The organism is Arthrobacter alpinus, assembly GCF_001294625.1.
GTDB lineage: Bacteria > Actinomycetota > Actinomycetes > Actinomycetales > Micrococcaceae > Specibacter > Specibacter alpinus_A.
Map to the genome: position 1 here is coordinate 2,986,685 of NZ_CP012677.1, position 16,593 is coordinate 3,003,277.

Annotated in this window: 17 protein-coding genes; 6 read left to right on the top strand and 11 right to left on the bottom strand. The window is 63.3% G+C overall.

The genetic code is table 11. The features are described from left to right. Window positions 1–7: 7 nt before the first annotated feature. The 8 genes from AOC05_RS13550 to AOC05_RS13585 all read right to left on the bottom strand — a co-directional run bounded on the left by AOC05_RS13550 (window position 8) and on the right by AOC05_RS13585 (window position 9,409). Window positions 8–1,405 (bottom strand): sulfate adenylyltransferase subunit 1, encoded by a 1,398-nt coding sequence (locus AOC05_RS13550; protein ID WP_062007678.1) that lies wholly within the window; start codon window positions 1,403–1,405, stop codon window positions 8–10. Further along, a complete protein-coding gene (cysD, locus tag AOC05_RS13555) occupies window positions 1,405–2,370 on the bottom strand; it encodes a sulfate adenylyltransferase subunit CysD (protein ID WP_154606127.1) in 966 nt (321 codons plus the stop codon). Before cysD ends, AOC05_RS13550 begins: the two co-directional genes overlap by 1 nt. Then, entirely contained in the window at window positions 2,367–3,110 is a 744-nt protein-coding gene (locus AOC05_RS13560) for a phosphoadenylyl-sulfate reductase (protein WP_062007679.1), read from the bottom strand. Before AOC05_RS13560 ends, cysD begins: the two co-directional genes overlap by 4 nt. Next, window positions 3,107–4,870, bottom strand: a complete 1,764-nt coding sequence (locus tag AOC05_RS13565; RefSeq protein WP_062007680.1) for a nitrite/sulfite reductase — start codon at window positions 4,868–4,870, stop codon at window positions 3,107–3,109. The genes AOC05_RS13560 and AOC05_RS13565 overlap by 4 nt, the downstream gene beginning before the upstream one ends. Before the next feature lie 147 nt (window positions 4,871–5,017). Further along, entirely contained in the window at window positions 5,018–5,749 is a 732-nt protein-coding gene (locus AOC05_RS13570; protein ID WP_231687118.1) for a sirohydrochlorin chelatase, read from the bottom strand. Window positions 5,750–5,813: 64 nt separating this feature from the next. Continuing rightward, complete coding sequence (locus AOC05_RS13575; protein ID WP_062007681.1) at window positions 5,814–7,238, bottom strand: MFS transporter; 1,425 nt, start codon at window positions 7,236–7,238, stop codon at window positions 5,814–5,816. A 4-nt stretch (window positions 7,239–7,242) separates the two neighbouring features. Continuing rightward, the gene (locus AOC05_RS13580) at window positions 7,243–8,463 is read right to left on the bottom strand and encodes an ABC transporter permease (RefSeq protein ID WP_062007682.1); all 1,221 of its coding nucleotides are present in this window, start codon (window positions 8,461–8,463) and stop codon (window positions 7,243–7,245) included. A gap of 1 nt (window position 8,464) precedes the next feature. Continuing rightward, window positions 8,465–9,409 (bottom strand): ABC transporter ATP-binding protein, encoded by a 945-nt coding sequence (locus AOC05_RS13585; protein WP_062007683.1) that lies wholly within the window; start codon window positions 9,407–9,409, stop codon window positions 8,465–8,467. Window positions 9,410–9,528: 119 nt separating this feature from the next. Between AOC05_RS13585 and AOC05_RS13590 the strand changes: the two genes are divergently transcribed. The 5 genes from AOC05_RS13590 (at window position 9,529) to AOC05_RS13610 (ending at window position 11,877) form a co-directional block, all read left to right on the top strand. Next, the gene (locus AOC05_RS13590) at window positions 9,529–10,173 is read left to right on the top strand and encodes a trimeric intracellular cation channel family protein (RefSeq protein WP_062009795.1); all 645 of its coding nucleotides are present in this window, start codon (window positions 9,529–9,531) and stop codon (window positions 10,171–10,173) included. Window positions 10,174–10,211: 38 nt separating this feature from the next. After that, window positions 10,212–10,634: a hypothetical protein gene (locus AOC05_RS13595; RefSeq protein WP_062007684.1), complete on the top strand. Its 423-nt coding sequence runs from the start codon at window positions 10,212–10,214 to the stop codon at window positions 10,632–10,634. Between the two features lie 50 nt (window positions 10,635–10,684). Beyond that, window positions 10,685–11,281, top strand: a complete 597-nt coding sequence (locus AOC05_RS13600) for a hypothetical protein (protein WP_154606134.1) — start codon at window positions 10,685–10,687, stop codon at window positions 11,279–11,281. 136 nt (window positions 11,282–11,417) lie between these two features. Beyond that, a complete protein-coding gene (locus tag AOC05_RS13605) occupies window positions 11,418–11,609 on the top strand; it encodes a Clp protease N-terminal domain-containing protein (protein WP_195849337.1) in 192 nt (63 codons plus the stop codon). Next, a complete protein-coding gene (locus tag AOC05_RS13610; RefSeq protein WP_062007687.1) occupies window positions 11,593–11,877 on the top strand; it encodes a hypothetical protein in 285 nt (94 codons plus the stop codon). The genes AOC05_RS13605 and AOC05_RS13610 overlap by 17 nt, the downstream gene beginning before the upstream one ends. 100 nt (window positions 11,878–11,977) lie before the next feature. Here the strand turns inward: AOC05_RS13610 and AOC05_RS13615 are convergent, their stop codons facing one another. Genes AOC05_RS13615 through AOC05_RS13625 form a run of 3 tightly spaced genes read right to left on the bottom strand, consistent with a single transcriptional unit; the run spans window position 11,978 to window position 15,118 of the window. Next, a complete protein-coding gene (locus AOC05_RS13615) occupies window positions 11,978–13,081 on the bottom strand; it encodes a polyprenyl synthetase family protein (RefSeq protein WP_062007688.1) in 1,104 nt (367 codons plus the stop codon). Next, window positions 13,081–14,400 (bottom strand): geranylgeranyl reductase family protein, encoded by a 1,320-nt coding sequence (locus tag AOC05_RS13620; protein WP_062007689.1) that lies wholly within the window; start codon window positions 14,398–14,400, stop codon window positions 13,081–13,083. Before AOC05_RS13620 ends, AOC05_RS13615 begins: the two co-directional genes overlap by 1 nt. A 16-nt stretch (window positions 14,401–14,416) precedes the next feature. Continuing rightward, on the bottom strand, window positions 14,417–15,118 hold the full coding sequence (locus AOC05_RS13625) for a demethylmenaquinone methyltransferase (RefSeq protein ID WP_062007690.1): 702 nt from the start codon (window positions 15,116–15,118) through the stop codon (window positions 14,417–14,419). Between the two features lie 114 nt (window positions 15,119–15,232). On the opposite strand from AOC05_RS13625, the gene AOC05_RS13630 reads away from it, so the two are divergent. After that, on the top strand, window positions 15,233–16,546 hold the full coding sequence (locus tag AOC05_RS13630) for an isochorismate synthase (protein ID WP_062007691.1): 1,314 nt from the start codon (window positions 15,233–15,235) through the stop codon (window positions 16,544–16,546). Window positions 16,547–16,593 lie beyond the last annotated feature (47 nt).

Here is a 16,593-nt window from a genome sequence, read left to right on the forward strand (position 1 = left end):
GCAGCGCTCAGATCACGTACCTCTCATCCTCGTGGTCGCCCGGATGGTCCTTGACCAGACCAGCGGCGAGGGTGTTGCCGTCCTGAGGGTCGATGACCAGGAACGCGCCCGTGCGGCGGTGCCGGGCATAGGACTCCACCGGCAGCGGCGAGGCCAGCCGGATCTGGGCGGAGCCGATGTCGTTCAATTCCAGGCCCGACGCCGGCGCCTCGGCGAAAGTCGCGAGGTCCAGTTTGCCCCTCACGGCACGGACCAGGCCCTGGACCGTCTTGCTGCCGTGCTTGATCAACACCTTGGCGCCCTCACGCAGCGGCTTCACCGACAGCCAGCACAGTTCGGCGTATACGTCCTGGCTGACCTCAAGGAAGGTGCCGGTGGCGGCGATGACGTCGCCGCGGGCAATGTCGATTTCCTCACTCAGCCGCAACGACACCGACTGCGGCGCCACGGCCCGGTCCAAAGACCGCCCGGCAAAGTCGATCCCCACCACCGTGGCGGTGCGTCCCGCTGGCAGGACAGTGACCGCCTCGCCTACTGACACCGAGCCGGAAGCCACTTGCCCCGCATAGGCGCGATAGTCGCGAAAGGAGGTTCCGGCGTCGTCCGCAATTGCCAGCTCGGGGGCCAGCGCACCCTGCGGGCGAATCACCAGCTGTACGGGGAAACGGAAAGGCTCCATCCCACGCTCCAATTCGTCCGTGGTGGGCAGGGTCTCCAGGATGTCCAGCAGGCTGGGGTCGGTGTACCAGGGCGTGTGGGCGGAGCGATCCACCACGTTGTCGCCCTCCAGCGCAGAGACCGGAACCACCACCACGTCGCGCAGGCCTATGCCCGCGGCCACGGCCTGAACATCCCTCTCAATGGTGCGGAAAACGTCCTCGCTGAAGCCGACCAGGTCGATCTTGTTCACGGCCACCAGCACGTTGGGCACGCGCAGCAAACGCAGCACCGAGAGATGTCTGCGGGTCTGCTCCAACACCCCTTTGCGGGCATCGATCAGTACGACGACGGCATCCGCCGTGGACGCGCCCGTCACCGTGTTCTTGGTGTATTGCACATGCCCGGGGCAGTCGGCCAGGATGAAGCTGCGCCGGTCCGTGGCGAAGTAGCGATAGGCGACGTCGATCGTGATCCCCTGCTCGCGTTCAGCTCGCAGGCCGTCGGTTAGCAGCGCCAGATCGATCTTTTGCGCGCTGCCGTCTTCACCGCCGAAGCCGCGGTCGGCGGAGGTGCGGGTCACCGCCTCCAGGGTGTCGGCCAGGATGGCCTTGGAATCGTGGAGCAGGCGACCCACCAGGGTGGACTTGCCGTCATCGACGGAACCGGCGGTGGCGAAGCGGAACAAGGAGGCGTGGGCCAGTGGGATCTCGACAGGCTCGATCACCGAATGGGTTGTTGTGCTCATTAGAAATATCCGTCTTTCTTGCGGTCTTCCATAGCTGCCTCGGAGATGCGGTCATCGGCCCGGGTGGCGCCACGTTCTGTCAGGGTGGAGGCGGCAACTTCGCGCACCACATCGTGGACGGTGATAGCGTTGGAGGCCACGGCGCCGGTGCAGGACATGTCCCCCACCGTGCGGTAACGGACCTGCTTGATGATGACGTCCTCGCCGGGGCGCGGCTCCGAGACAGGTCCCACGGCACGCCACATGCCATCTCGCTCATATACTGCGCGGTCATGAGCGTAGTAGAGGCCCGGCAGTTCAATGTTTTCCCGGGCTATGTAGCGCCACACATCCAGCTCGGTCCAGTTACTGATGGGGAAGGCACGTACGTGCTGCCCCACGGTGTGGCGGCCGTTATACAGGTTCCACAATTCGGGCCGCTGGTTGCGCGGATCCCACTGGCCAAACTCGTCGCGCAAGGACAGGATCCGTTCCTTGGCGCGGGCCTTGTCCTCATCGCGGCGCCCGCCGCCAAAGACAGCGTCGAACTTGTTCTTGGCAATGGCGTCCAGCAACGGCACTGTCTGCGACGGGTTGCGGGTGCCATCGGCGCGTTCGGCCAGCTCGCCGCTGTCAATGAACTCCTGCACGGAACCCACCTCCAGGCGCAGCCCCAACCGCTCCACGGTCCTGTCACGGAACTCGATGACCTCCGGGAAGTTGTGCCCGGTGTCCACATGCAGCACCGGGAACGGGACCTTGCCAGGCCAGAACGCCTTCGTGGCCAGGTGCAGCATGACCACGGAGTCCTTGCCGCCGGAGAACAACAGCGCCGGGCGCTCAAACTCGGCCACCACCTCACGGATGATGTGGATCGCCTCGGATTCAAGCAGGTCCAGCGATTTCAGCTCGGGGGCCTCGCCGGGTGCCCCGACAAGGATTTCGACAGGTTCAATCACCGGTGTGTCTGTAGTTTGGGTGCTCATACGTGTAACCCACATTCCGTCTTGGAGGTTCCGGCCCAGCGTCCGCTCCTGGGATCGGCGCCGGGGGCCACTTTCTTGGTGCAGGGTGCGCAGCCGATGGATGGGTAGCCTTGGTTGAGCAATGGATTTGTGGGCAGGAGGTTCTCATCCGAGTACCCAATGACGTCCTCGTAGCTCCAGGTTGCCAGGGGGTTGATCTTGACCAGCCCGTTTTTCTCATCCCAGCTGACCAGTGGCGTGTTGGTGCGGGTGGGGGCCTCGTCGCGGCGCACTCCCGTAAACCAGATTTCGTAGCCTTTCAGGGAACGACCCAGCGGCTCCACCTTGCGCAACGCACAGCATTGGGCCGGGTCGCGGGCGAAAAGATCCTTGCCCAGCAGTGAATCCTGTTCGGCCACGGTGTTCACGGGCAACACGTCCACCACGTTGACCCGGAGGTTCTCGGCCACCGCGTCCCGCGTCGCATAGGTCTCCGGGAAGTGGTAGCCGGTGTCCAGGAAGAGCACATCCACGCCGGGCAGTTGATCGGCAACCAGGGCCGGCAGCACGGCGTCGGCCATGGAACAGGCGACGGCGGCCGCACCGGTTGCAAAGTTTCGCGCCACCCAGGCGATAACCTCCTGTGCGGATGCGTCCCAGTCCAGTTCAGCTGCGCCGGCGGCGGCGATGGCCCGGAGTTCTTCATGCGCGCGGAGGTCGGCAGCCGAGTTCACGAGGTTGGGGAGCGGTTGGGGATTCATTTCAGCAGCTCCTCATCGGCCCGGTGGGCGAATTCGGCGAAGGTCTCCTCCGCCAGACGGTTGGCTGCGTAGCTGCGCAGGAGCCGCTCCACATAGTCGGCTAGGTCGTCAACAGCGACTTTGAGCCCGCGGACGGTGCGGCCCAGGCCTGCCTCCTCACGGTTATGGGAAGCCAGCCCGCCACCGAGGTGGACCTGGAATCCTCCTGTTGTGCCGCCGTCGTCCGTGGGTACAATGATGCCCTTCAGGCCGATGTCGGCCGTCTGGATGCGGGCGCAGGAGTTCGGGCAGCCGTTGATGTTCAAGGTGATGGGGTCGCCGAGGGCGCCGGCGTCGACGAGATCGGTCATGCGCTGTTCAAGTTCGCCGATGACGTATTCGGCAGTGTCTTTCGTATTGACGATGGCGAGCTTGCAGAACTCGATGCCGGTGCACGCCATGGTGTTGCGGCGGAACACGGAGGGACGGGCGTTCAGGCCGATGGCATCGAGCCCGGCGATGACGGAGTCCACATCCTCCTTGGCGATGTCCAGGGCGAGAATCTTCTGGTGCACAGTGGTGCGCAGTCGGTGCGAGCCGTGGGCCTCGAGGAGGTCCGCGAGCTCCACGAGCTTGTCACCGGAGAGCCGTCCTACGAAGGGGGCCGTACCGATGAAGAACTTGCCGTCCTTCTGCGCGTGGATGCCAACATGGTCGCCGAGGCCCTTCGCCTGCGGCGGCACAATTCCGTTGGGGAGCTTGCGTCCCAGGTATTCGTCCTCAAGGATCTGGCGGAACTTCTCCACCCCCCAGTCGGCGATCAGGAACTTCAAGCGGGCCTTGTTGCGCATGCGCCGGTAGCCGTAGTCGCGGAAGATGCTGGTGACGGCTTCCCACACGGCGGGGCCATCCTCCGGGGGAACAAACACACCGACGCGCTCGGCCAGGCGCGGCGCCGTGGACAGTCCGCCACCTACCCAGAGGTCATAGCCGGGGCCGAGCTCGGGGTGGAGCACACCAACAAAGGAGACATCGTTGATCTCATGCACCGTGTCCTGGTTGGGGTGGCCGGTGATGGAGGTCTTGTACTTGCGCGGCAGGTTCGAGAACTCCGGATTGCCGATGAAGCGGCGGCTTAGTTCCTGGATGAATTCGGTGGGGTCAACGATTTCCGCCTTGGCGATGCCGGCCACCGGGGAGCCGAGAATGACACGGGGAACGTCGCCGCAGGCCTCGGTGGTGGACAGCCCCACAGCTTCCAGGCGGCGCCAGATCTCCGGCACGCTTTCAACTTCCACCCAGTGCAGCTGGATGTTCTGCCGGTTGGTCAGGTCAGCGGTGCCACGGGCAAAGTCGCGGGAAATCTGGCCGATGGTGCGCAGTTGCTCGGTGGTCAGCTTGCCGCCGTCGATGCGCACGCGCAGCATGAGGTATTTATCCTCGAGCTCGTGCGGTTCCAGCGAGGCAGTCTTACCGCCGTCGACCCCTTGTTTACGCTGCGTGTACAGCCCCCACCAGCGGAAACGGCCGTGCAGGTCGTCGTCCGTGATCGAGTCAAAACCCTCGTGGGCGTAGATCGTCTCGATGCGGTGGCGCACGGAGAGCCCGTCGTCGTCCTGCTTCCACACCTCAACCGGGTTCAGCGGCGCGGTGCCGTCAACCTTCCACTGCCCGTGCGGCTTGGCTGCGGGGCGGGCGCGTGCCGGGCGAGGTGGCGAGGAATCAACGGTGGGTGCGGTGGAAGCGTCGGCGGTCGCTCCGGCTAGAGCTGTCTGTGTCATATGACGAGCGTAGGGTTCGGCCCCCGCCGGGCAAATCAAAGATGCAACGTGGGTTCACCTTGGGCAACATTTCTTCACACGCCCATTTCACCAAGGTTTTATGCTTCCCGTACGGCGAGCCGTTAGATACGGCGGCTTTGCCCCACCCTATCTCGCCAGACCTAACGGCTCGCGGTGGGCAAGTGCCGCGTCGAGGCGCTCCAACGCCAGCTGGGCCAGCAGCCGTGACGGCAGCAAAGGCTCCGCGACGAAATCGGCCCCGGCCGTGGAGAGCTGGTCGTGAAAGTAGCCCGGAGCCAAAAGATATGAGGCGATCGCCACGCCGGCCGCCCCTTCGGCTCGCAACCGCGCCACGGCCTCGGGAACGGACGGCTGCGCGCCGGCACCATAGGCGGCCAGGACGCGTTGGGGGCGGAGGGCGGCCAGCGCCGCTACCATCACCTGAACTCGATGGGCAGCCTCCGGCCTGGAGGACCCCGCAGCGGCGAGCACAATGCCCCAGTCCTGGGGCAGTTCCCCCAACTTCTCGTGCAGCAACCCGGCCAGCCGGGGGTCAGGGCCAAGGGGTGCCGCGGCCAGAAACCCCGGGCGGCTTGCCACAGCCTCCGCAATGTCCACCTGCACGTGGTACCCCACAGTGAGCAGCAGCGGTACGACGACGGCCCGCACGCCGTCCGACACGCCGGCCACCACATCAGGCAGGGCAGGTTCTTGGACGTCGACGTAGGCTTCCAGCACGCACAGGCCCGGACGCAGCGACCCCATGGCGGCACGGACTCCATTGATCAGGGCCTGCCCCTGCGCATTGTTGGTGCCGTGGGCGCAGGCGATCACGACGGTTGCTGCTCCGTCGATGGCTGGGGGCGGCGCAGCATTCACGTGCGGCTCGTTTCTGTCGGGGTGGCCTCTTTCTCATCTGCCAATGTACGCCACCGGCGTCGGCTCACAGCCCGGTGGGCAGCTGGCTTGGAGCCGGGGCCGGGGGCCGGGTGTTGACGATGCCAAACGCGGACACCAGGCCCCCCGTGATGAACATGGCGGCGGTGATGGCCATAATGCGGCGAAATGAGTCGAATTCCAACACCCCGCCCAACAGGACACCGGCCAGGGCCACGGCCACCAGCCCCGCCACCCGGGAGACGGCGTTGTTGATCGCCGAGCCGATCCCACTTTGCTCCGGCGGCACGGCACCGAGGATGGCAGCCGTCAGCGGGGCCACCGTGATGGACAAGCCCACCGAGAAGACCAGCTGGCCGGGCAGGATCTGGGTCCAAAAGTTGAACGGCTCCGCGGCGGCGGTCATCAGCAGGTATCCGGCCCCGGCAATCATGGGGCCGACCGTCATGAACAGCCGCGGCCCATACTTGCCAGCCAGCGCACCAAAGGGCCCGGACAGCGCCAGCATGATCACTGCGGTGGGCATTGATGCCAGCCCCGCCAACACCGCCGGGAACCCCACGATCTCCTGTAGGAACAACACCAGCATCAGCTGCCCCAGGGACACCCCGGCGTAGATGAACGTGGTGGCGATATTGCCCATGCCAAAGTTTCGCCGGCGAAACAGCCCCAGCGGCATCATGGGAGCCGGCGTCCGGTTTTCCCACCACAGGAAGGCCACCAAGGCTGCCACCCCAATACCGAACGGGACGGCCACGGCGGGGTCGCCCCACCCCAGCCGGTCCTGCTCGATGAACGCAAACACCGTCCCCGCCAGGCCGACGGAGGCCAGCACGGCACCGGGTAGGTCAACTCGTGGCGGTGGCGCACCCACTCTCGCCGCGCCCACGGCCAGGCCCGGTGCGGTGGGGGTTCCGCCGTCGTACTTGGGCAGCGCAAGCCCCCTCAACAGCAGCAGCGTGGCTGCGATGGGGACCACGTTGATCGCGAACACCAGGCGCCAGCTGGAGTAGTCGACCAGCAGCCCACCCATCAGCGGCCCCGCCAAAAATGCGGTACCAGTCCAAGCCGTCCAGCTCCCAATAGCCTTGCCTTGGGCTGGGCCACTGAAGGTTGAGGTGATCAGGGCCAGCGAACCCGGCACCAAAAGCGCGGCCCCGGCACCCTGCACGGCCCGGGCCAGTATGAGCAGGACCGCGCTCGGTGCCACGGCGCAAGCCAGCGAGGCGACCCCGAAAATGAGCAGTCCTGTCCGCAAAATCCGTACCCTGCCGAAACTGTCAGAGAGCGAGCCGGCAATCAAGATCAACGAACCCAACGCCAGCAGATACGCGTCGACCACCCATTGTTGCGTGGTGATGCCCCCGCCCAGCTCGCCGGTGATGGCGGGCAAGGCAACATTGACTATGGCACCATCCAAAAAGGCCACAAACGACGCCAGGATCGCCACCCACAACACCCGCCGCTGCATCGGTTCAACTCCGCTTGGCGAAGGCCGTTCGCAGGGAGAGTTTGCGGGAGTACTCGATGGAGCCGTACCGGAACAGGTGGATGGCAACACGCAGTGCCAGGAAGCCGAAGATGAACAGCTCCGCAATCACAATGACAGCAGAGACGCCGTTGAGCGAACCAAAGGCGTTGCGCAGCATGGCTGTAATGGGCGCGGTGAACGGGAAGAACGTGAAGATTTGTACAATGAGCGAACCTGGGTCACTGACCACCATGGTCACAATGTAGAACGGGATGAACATCATGATCATGACTGGGCCAAACACTGTGCTGGCGTCCTTGGCGGTAGGCATCACGGCGCCGATGCCCACCAGCACCCCGGTGAACAAGATGAAACCACCTATCAGCAACAGTGCGCCCACCAGCATCGGCCAGAACTGGAAGCTCAAGTTGGAGAGATCAAAATTGGGCATGTTCAGCTGGTCACGGAAGAACACGTACCCCAAGAGCATGGGTGCGGCAAAAACAATGGACTGCAACGCACCCACCATGAACAAGGAGATGACCTTGCCAACCACCAGTGTTGTCGGGTTCAAGGTGGTCAGGATCATCTCGGTGACCCGGTTCTCTTTCTCCTCAAGGGTCGAGGCCAGCATTTGGTTCGCCAGCAGAATGATCACCACATAAAACAGCACCAAAAACAGCAGCGGCGGCACCACAGTTTCCAGGCCACCGGACACCACCCCGTTCTTGAAGGTCTGCGTTTCGGTGCTGAAACTGCCCTGCACGGCGGCGACCAGCTCGGGCGATCCCACCTTCTCCTGGGCCGAGAGCACCACTATTTGCTTGGCGACGGCGTCGTACGTTCCGTTCTTGAAAATGCCCTGGTCAGTGCCATAGACCAGGACTGGATCCTTCTCCAGGCTCGCCGGGAAGCTGAAGTAGGCGTTGAGCTTGCCAGCCTGCACCCGTTCGACGGCGGTGCCCGGGTCAGGCTCCACGGTGCCTCCCAGCGCCTTGGCGATCGCCGGATCGATCACGGCGGAGGCATCCGTGTAGGTGAACGCCAGGGTCTGCCTCTTTTGCGCCTCGGACAGTGACTGCGTAGAGGAACTGCTGGCAAACACCAGCACAAACACCAAAGCCAACAGGATCGGGATGGCCAAGGTGGCGATCCAGAAGCGCCGTTTCTTCACGGTACGGGTGAACTCAAATTGCACCACGGTGCCCAGATTGTGACGTGCCATGTTACTTCCCTCCCAGGGCCACAGGCGCTGCCATGTTTTCACCGTAAACCTGGATGAAAATGTCATCCAGACTCCGCTTGGCGGCCACGAAGCCGCGCACCACCACACCGGCCATAACCAGTTCGCGGAGCACCTGCGCCTCATCGACGCTGCCAGTCAGGGCCAGCTCTGCATAGTTGTGCTCCCGAAGTGTCACCTCATAGCGCGGTGACTCGGGGATGCTCCCGCTGTACTTGAGCCTGACGGTCCGCCCACCAAACTGGTTTTGCACCTCGTCAATGGTGCCGTAGGCCTCGGATTTGCCGTCTTTGAGCAGGATGATCCGATCGCACAGCCGCTCCACTTCTTCCATCTGGTGGGTGACCATCATGACGGTGGCCCCCGCCTTTTTGTGGTCCTCAATAATGTCCATGAGCAGCCTGCGGTTGACCGGGTCAAAGCCTTTGGTGGGTTCGTCCAGGATCAGCAGCTCAGGTTCGTTCATGATGGTGACGCCGAGCTGGATCTTTTGCTGTTCACCGCCAGAGAGCTTGTCCACACGCACCTCCGCCTTGTCTGCCAGGTCCACCCTGTCCAAGTACTCGCGGCAGAACTTCTGCGCGTCATTCTTACTCAAGCCCTTGAGCCGGCCAAAGTACGTCATGACATCGCGCACGGACTCTTTCTTGTACAGGCCCCGTTCCTCGGGGAGGTATCCCAACCGTGCGCCAAAATCGTCGCTGAACACTTTCCCGTTGATCTGCAAAAGTCCCGCCGTGGGCCGGTAGATGCCAAGCAAGGCCCTGATCGTCGTCGTCTTTCCGCTACCGTTGCTGCCCAGGAATCCAAACGTTTCCCCGCGCCCCACGTCAAAAGAGAGCCCGTCGATGACTTTCTTCTCACCGAATTGCATGTGAAAGTCTTCAATGTGAATGAGTGGGAGTGTTGCAGGGAAACCAGTGGTCATGCAGTTAGCGTAGACGCATCCGGCGACAATGACACGCCATGATTCGCTCCCGTATGCCCGCCACCGTACCCTTGATGCTGACTGTCTTGCAGCCCCTGCCCCTACTGCCGAATGCGCCGATGACCTTCGACCCAGCACTCATGCTTGACCTTGTGGGCGTGTTCTTTTTCGCCGTCTCCGGGTCCCTACTTGCCGCCCGCAAGGGCTTCGACCTGGTGGGCTCGGTGTTGTTGGGCTCCATGGTGGGGCTCGGCGGCGGCGTGGTCCGGGACATCGTCTTGAACACCGGCCCGCCAGTTGCCTTCACCAACCCGGTCTATCTCGCCCCGCCGCTGCTCGCCGCCGTGATCGTGTACTTCATGCCGCGAAACATTGAGCGCAGCTCCCGCCTGCTCTTGACATTCGACGCCGGTGGGCTGGCTTTGTTTTGCATCACCGGCGCGCTGAAGGCCCTGAATGCTGGCATGAATCCTGTTGCCGCGCTGTTGCTGGGTGTCACCACGGCCGTTGGTGGCGGCATCCTCCGTGACGTCACGGCCAACGAGGTCCCGCGGTTGTTTGACCCGAAGGACCTCTACGCGATCCCGGCATTCGTGGGTGCGGGACTCGCCACAGCGCTGTGGAACCTGGGCTGGTTCAACCTTGTCACAGGGACCCTCAGTGCCGCCGTCGTCTTCTCCTTGCGCATGCTCAGCCTGCGTTTTGGCTGGCATGCTCCGCTGGCTGCCCGGAGTTGGGTACGCCCCCGATTCCGGCGCGGCTAGGATTGATACCCAGTACGTTGCCGATCTTGGAGATTCAGATGTCCGACATGTTCGTAGAGAAATTCCGTGCCCTGGTGCCCCAGTATTTGCAGGAGCCGTGGCAGGAAGCCGACGGGATTGCGCAGGCCGATCTTGACGATGTCTTTGCCGAGCTGAACATCACTGTTCCGCAGGCACTGCGTGAATTCTTGCATGCTGTGGGCAATTGCGAAGAGCTCATGGAGGCCTACTACTATTTCTGGGATCCGGAAGAACTGGAGATCCAAGACGGTTACCTCTTGTTCCTGGAGGATGAGGACGAGGCTTACACCTGGGGTATTTTGGCCGATCAGGCTGACGTTCCCGACCCGATTGTGTGGCGCCGCAACAACGCCACGGGTGCCTGGATCAACGAAGAAGGCACCTTCAGCGAGTTTGTCTTTGACATGCTGGATTGGGTCTTCACCGACGACGACGACTGAGCCGTTCCCCAGCTATGGGAATAATCAGGAAGGCGTTGTATCTTTGCGATATGGACGCTCAGGAGCAACTCTCTGCATTGATCCCGGAACCCACCGCCGTTGTGGAGCTGGTTGAAAGCATGGTCGGGGGCATGTGGCCCCGATCGGACACTTCGCGGAGGGCTCTTTTTCAAAGGCTGGGGTTTGTCAGCGGCGCCAGGTGGGACGATTCCGCCGATAAGTCCGTCACCGACCACTTCGCCCTCCTCACCCAGCTCCCCGGTGAGCTGTCCAGCTCCTGGACAAGCCACAATGGACGTTTCATGGGCATCAGCATGCAGCCTTACACGGACATGATGCCGAATAATCCAATAGCACGCCTGGGCTATGAGAGCGTCCGGGCCCAGCTGACCGAGCTTTATGGCCAACCCATAAATCCATGGCACGACCCCGTGGTCCAAACATGCATCTGGAACACTAACGGGCGCAGGATCATCATCAGGTTCTTCAACCTGCAACACAGCGGGATGATTCTGAGCGTGTTTGACGCAGGGCTTGCCGCCGCAGCGGACGGAGAATTACGACGCCGAATGGCCCCCGCCCATTGGAACGGCAGCGCAGAAGGTGCCAGCCCATTCGTGCTTCCCACTTTTCGCCCAAGCGCCTAAAACCACCCACTGTTTCGAGGAGATCCGCCGTCGGTCCTCCGAACCCCCTGGTGAGACGCGCATTCCATGGACCTCACGGGGACAGCCATCTAACGTGGGCATAGGGGCCGCCCTCGAATCCTAGGATGTGATGGCCGTGTTTGAACTTTTCACCGACTCTGCAGAAGCCGTGATGCGCCACGTCGTTGACGAAGCGCGGGGCGTGCAGGCAAAGGAAATTGAACCTGTCCACCTACTGCTCGGCATCATGGACCACACAGACGGCATCGCCCGCCACGGTGCTGGCGGGCGAAGGAATGACCCGGCCGTCCGTGGTCAACAAACTTGACCTGCCACAAAAACCGGCGAAGAAGGCTGGGCGCATCCACAACCGGCTCAAAGCTGGCACCATGCAATTCTCCAGCGCAGCCCAGCAGGCACTCCAGTCCGCCGAACAACAAGCACGGGATTTACAAAGCCCAACAATCAACGCCGAACACCTGCTGTTGGGCCTGCTCCAGGGAGCCGATATGCAAAGCCTTGCAGGCGCCCTGGGGACCAGCGCCGACACCATCAGCCACACTGTTGCGCAAAAGCTGCGAAGTGCCGGTGATTGAGCCCGTCGAAATCCGCCGGTCTCGCTCCCCACCCGCACCCTAACCTCGTTCCTCGGCTAGGGAACCCTGCGGGCGTGGGCCCAGGCTCGACCACCGGGCGCTAGACGTCGCGGGAGACCACGGCTTCCGCGAAACTGGCAAGGGCCGTCTTGACGACGCTCTCGGGCAGGGGTGCCAGCGCGGCGATGGCCTGAGCCGACCATTCGCGGGCAACCACCCAGGACTGCGCCGTGACCGGGTGCTCACGCAACGCAGCCACGGCCTGAGCCAATGCTTCATCGCTGCTCAGGTCGCCGTCGACCAGTGCCAACACCGCATCCGCAGACACATCGCCCGCGGCGGCAGCCTTGCGCAACAGCAGCACGGGCAGGGTGGGAACGCCTTCACGAAGATCGGTGCCAGGTGACTTCCCGGATACCTGCTTCAGACCAGTGACGTCGATGACGTCGTCGGCCAGCTGGAAGGCCACGCCCACCTTCTCGCCGTATTCAAGCATGACTGCCTGCGTCTGCCTCGAGCCACCGGCAAAGATGGCACCGAGCTGCCCCGACGCTGCAACGAGCGAGCCTGTCTTGTCCGCGACCACTGACAGGTAGTGCTCAATGGGGTCTTCGTCCTCGCGCGGTCCCACAGTCTCATGGAGCTGGCCCAGGCACAGCCGTTCGAAGGTGCGTGCCTGGATGCCCAGTGCTTCGGAACCAAGCTCGGACACCAGGATCGAGGCGCGGGCAAAGATGAGGTCACCGGTCAGGATGGCCACGGTGTTGCCCCACACCTCATGCGCGGTGGGCCCTCCCCGGCGGAAGGGTGCGGAGTCCATCACGTCGTCGTGATACAGGGTGGCCAGGTGCGTCAGTTCAACCACGACGGCGGCCTGCACCACTTCCGGCCGGCTCGCGTCGCCTAGGTGGGCGGCCAGCAACACCAGCAGCGGACGGATACGTTTGCCGCCTGCTTCCACCAGATGCCTGCTCGTGGCGTCGGCCAACGGATCGGAGTTGGAGATGGCCTCGCGCAGGACCTTTTCTACCTTGGCCATGCTCATGAAAATGGAGGGCCCAAGGTCAGGGTCATCGGCCACGGCGGAGAAACCAGCGGGTAGTTGCAACCCCGTGGCAATGTCCATGGTGCTGGGGTTGGGATCATGGGAGGCGGGGTGCCCGTGCCCGGCATGGGTCCAGCTGTGGTTCGCGGAAGTAGTCACTACTTAACACTCACTATTGGTAGGGATTGTTGCTTGGATGTTCGGGGAAAGCCTTGGTTGCTGGTGGCTGGGACCAGCTTCTCCAGTAGATGAATCACTCTATCCTCAAATCCACGTTCGTCAGCGTCGGTGAGATTGGCCATCAAGCGGACCACAAACCGCATGAGCACGGGAACCGGCATGCCTGTGCGCAATGCCAATTTCATGATGGCGGGTTTACCAATCAGGGAGGCAAAGACCCTGCCTAGGGTGAAGTGGCTGCCCCACTGCTCCTGCACAAAGCCGGCATAGCCGCGCAGCACGTGATCGGAGGCCAGCCGGGAGTTTGCGGCGCAGGCCCGCACAATGTGTTCAGCGGCAAACCGGCCCGATTCCATAGCATAGGAGATTCCTTCACCGTTGAAGGGGCTGACCATGCCCCCGGCGTCGCCCAGCAGCATCAGCCCGTCCGAATAGTGCGGGGTCCGGTTGAAGCCCATGGGCAGCGCCGCGCCCCGGATGGGGCCCACCTGGTTTTCAGGGGTGAAGCCCCAGTCAGCGGGCATTGCCGCGGTCCAGTCACGCAGCACGGCCCGGTAGTCAAGCTTGCCGAATTCCTTGGAGGAGTTCAGTATCCCCAAACCCACGTTGGAGGTGCCGTCACCGACACCGAACACCCATCCGTAACCAGGTAAAGGTTTCCCCGCCTTGCCGGGCAGCTCAAGCCAGCCTTCCATCCAGTCGTCGTCGTGGCGTGGGGAGGTGAAGTAGGTGCGGTACGCCACACCCATGGGCCGGTCGTCGCGCTTCTCGTGCCCGAGTGAGACGGCCGTGCGGGTTGAGTTGCCGTCGGCTGCCAGTACGACGTCGGCCATAAAGTCGGCGGTTTCACCCGTTTTGCGCCCGGCCCCGTCCAAAACGGACGCCGTGGCACCAATGACGGTTCCGGCGTCGTCCGTCAACGCCGAAGTCACCGAATGGCCCTCCAGGATGGTGGCCCCTGCCTCGCGGGCATGGGCGGCGAGGGACTCGTCAAAGCCCAGGCGGGTGCGAATCAGGCCGTAGTTGGGAAAGTTGGAGAGCTCGGGCCAGGGGACCTCGATGGTGCGCCCGCCGGCGATCAGTCGTAGGCCCTTGTTCCGGCGCCATCCCTCCGCGGGGTCGTGGGGCAGGCCCATGAGCTGGATTTCGCGCACGGCCCGGGGCGTCAAACCATCACCACAGACTTTTTCGCGCGGGAACCTGGTTTTTTCCAGCACAGTGACTTCCACCCCGGCGGAAGCCAAGTGGTAGGCAGCAGTGGAACCGGCAGGGCCAGCCCCTACGATCAGTACCTTCACAGTGTGTGGAGTTCCTTTAGTTAGTGTCGGCTTTCACGCCGCGGTGCACGGCAACAATGCCACCGCTCAAGTTCCTGTAGGCCACAGAAGACCAGCCGGACTCGGATATCCAGGCGGCAAGCTCGTCTTGGCTGGGCCACACGCGGATGGATTCGGCCAGGTAAACATAGGCGTCCGGGTTGGAAGCAACTTTTTTGGCGATGGGCGCCAGCGCCCGCATCAAATATTCGCTGTACACGGTTCGGAACACGGCATTGGTGGGGTGGGAGAACTCGGCCACCACCAGTTTCCCGCCCGGTTTGGTCACCCGCAGCATCTCCTGGAGCGCTTTTTTCGGGTCGATGACGTTGCGCAGCCCAAAGGAGATGGTGGTGGCGTCAAAGGAGTTGTCCGCGAACGGCAGGTTGGTGGCGTCACCGGCGATGAAGTCAATGTCGGGGCGGCGGCGCTTGCCGACCTTGAGCATGCCCACTGAGAAGTCGCAGGCCACCACATCCACGCCGGCGTCGGCGTAGGGTTCGCTCGAGGTGCCGGTGCCGGCAGCCAAGTCAAGGACCTTTTGGCCAGGGACGGCGCCCACCGCATCAACCACAATGCGGCGCCAACGGCGTGCCTGACCCATGGACAGGATGTCGTTGACGATGTCGTATTTGGGGGCCACGTCGTCAAACATGGCGGCCACTTCTTCCGGACGCTTCTCCAAGGATGCACGGTTCACCCCCCTAGTCTCTCAAACTTTACGCACCTTCGCTCACCGGTTTGGCGTAGTTGTGGGGGATCACACCGCGGCGCCGCCATTTAGCGCCCGGGCACGGAGTAATCTGGACTCATCATGACTGTTTCCCTGCGCACCCTGACCACGGCCCTGGACGCTGCCGCGCTGGGCGATCTGGCACCTGCAACCGCATCCGATCTGCTGTTGTCCGGCACGGATCCGCTGTGTTGGCTGCGCCATGGTGAGGGCCTTATTGGCTTTGGTGAGGCTGCATGTTTTGGTGGGACCGGCCCGAACCGCTTTGTCGACGCCGAACAGTGGTGGAAAGAGTTACTGGCGGGAGCCGTGGTTGTTGACCCGGTCAAAGTTCCCGGCACCGGGGCGATGGCCTTCGGCTCCTTTGCCTTCTCCAAGACCAGCGCACACAAGTCCGTACTGATCGTTCCGGAGCTGGTGCTGGGTTCCCGTGACGGACTGTTCTGGCTAACCCAGCTCACTACTGACGGCAAAGCGCCCACCGCTGAGTCTGCCCATGCACTGCTGCGGCGGTTCCTCTCCGGCCACGGTGACGGCACCGTGCCGGCCCCCTCCCCCGCCGGCACCGTGCGCACAGGAGCGCTCACGGAGGAGGAATGGAAACTCTCGGTCGCCGCCGGCGTTCATGCCATTGGCCACGGCGGCCTGGAGAAGGTGGTGCTGGCCCGCGATGTGCTCGTCACGTTCGAAGAACCCATTGAACGCATATCAATCTTGCAACGATTGGTGGCCCTTTACGGTGAATGTTGGACTTACGGCGTGCGTGGTCTGGTTGGTGCTACACCGGAGATGCTGATCAAGGTCGACGGCACCACGGCCCAGGCTCGCGTCCTGGCCGGCACTCTGGACCGGGAGGATGAGCCGGCCGGCGCTGTTGGCTTTGCCGCCTCAGTTCTGGGCGGTTCCGCCAAGCAACGTCAGGAACACGACTTCGCCGTCCGTTCCCTGACACGGCAGTTGGCCCCCTTCTCTAAGGACCTGTCCTTCCCCGCCGAACCATTCATCCTAGAACTCCCCAATGTCTGGCACCTGGCCTCGGATGTGAGTGCTGAACTGGCCGACACGGATGGCCACCTACCCACCTCGCTGGCCCTTGTGGAGGCGCTTCATCCAACCGCTGCGGTGTGTGGGACCCCCAGGGAAACCGCGGGGAAGCTCATCCTGGAGCTGGAAAGAATGGATCGCGGCCCCTACGCAGGGCCTGTCGGTTGGCTCGACGGCGCCGGTAACGGAGAATGGGGTATCGCCTTGCGCGGAGGCGTACTGGAAACCCCCCGCACGGCGCGCCTGTACGCCGGTGCCGGCATCGTGGAGGCATCCGACCCCGACGCCGAACTTGCCGAGACCTGGGCCAAATTCCGTCCCATGCTTCAGGCACTGGGCCTGCACCGCTGATTTCCGCGGTGGCTTCGACACAACCCTTGTCCGGGATTTCAGACAGG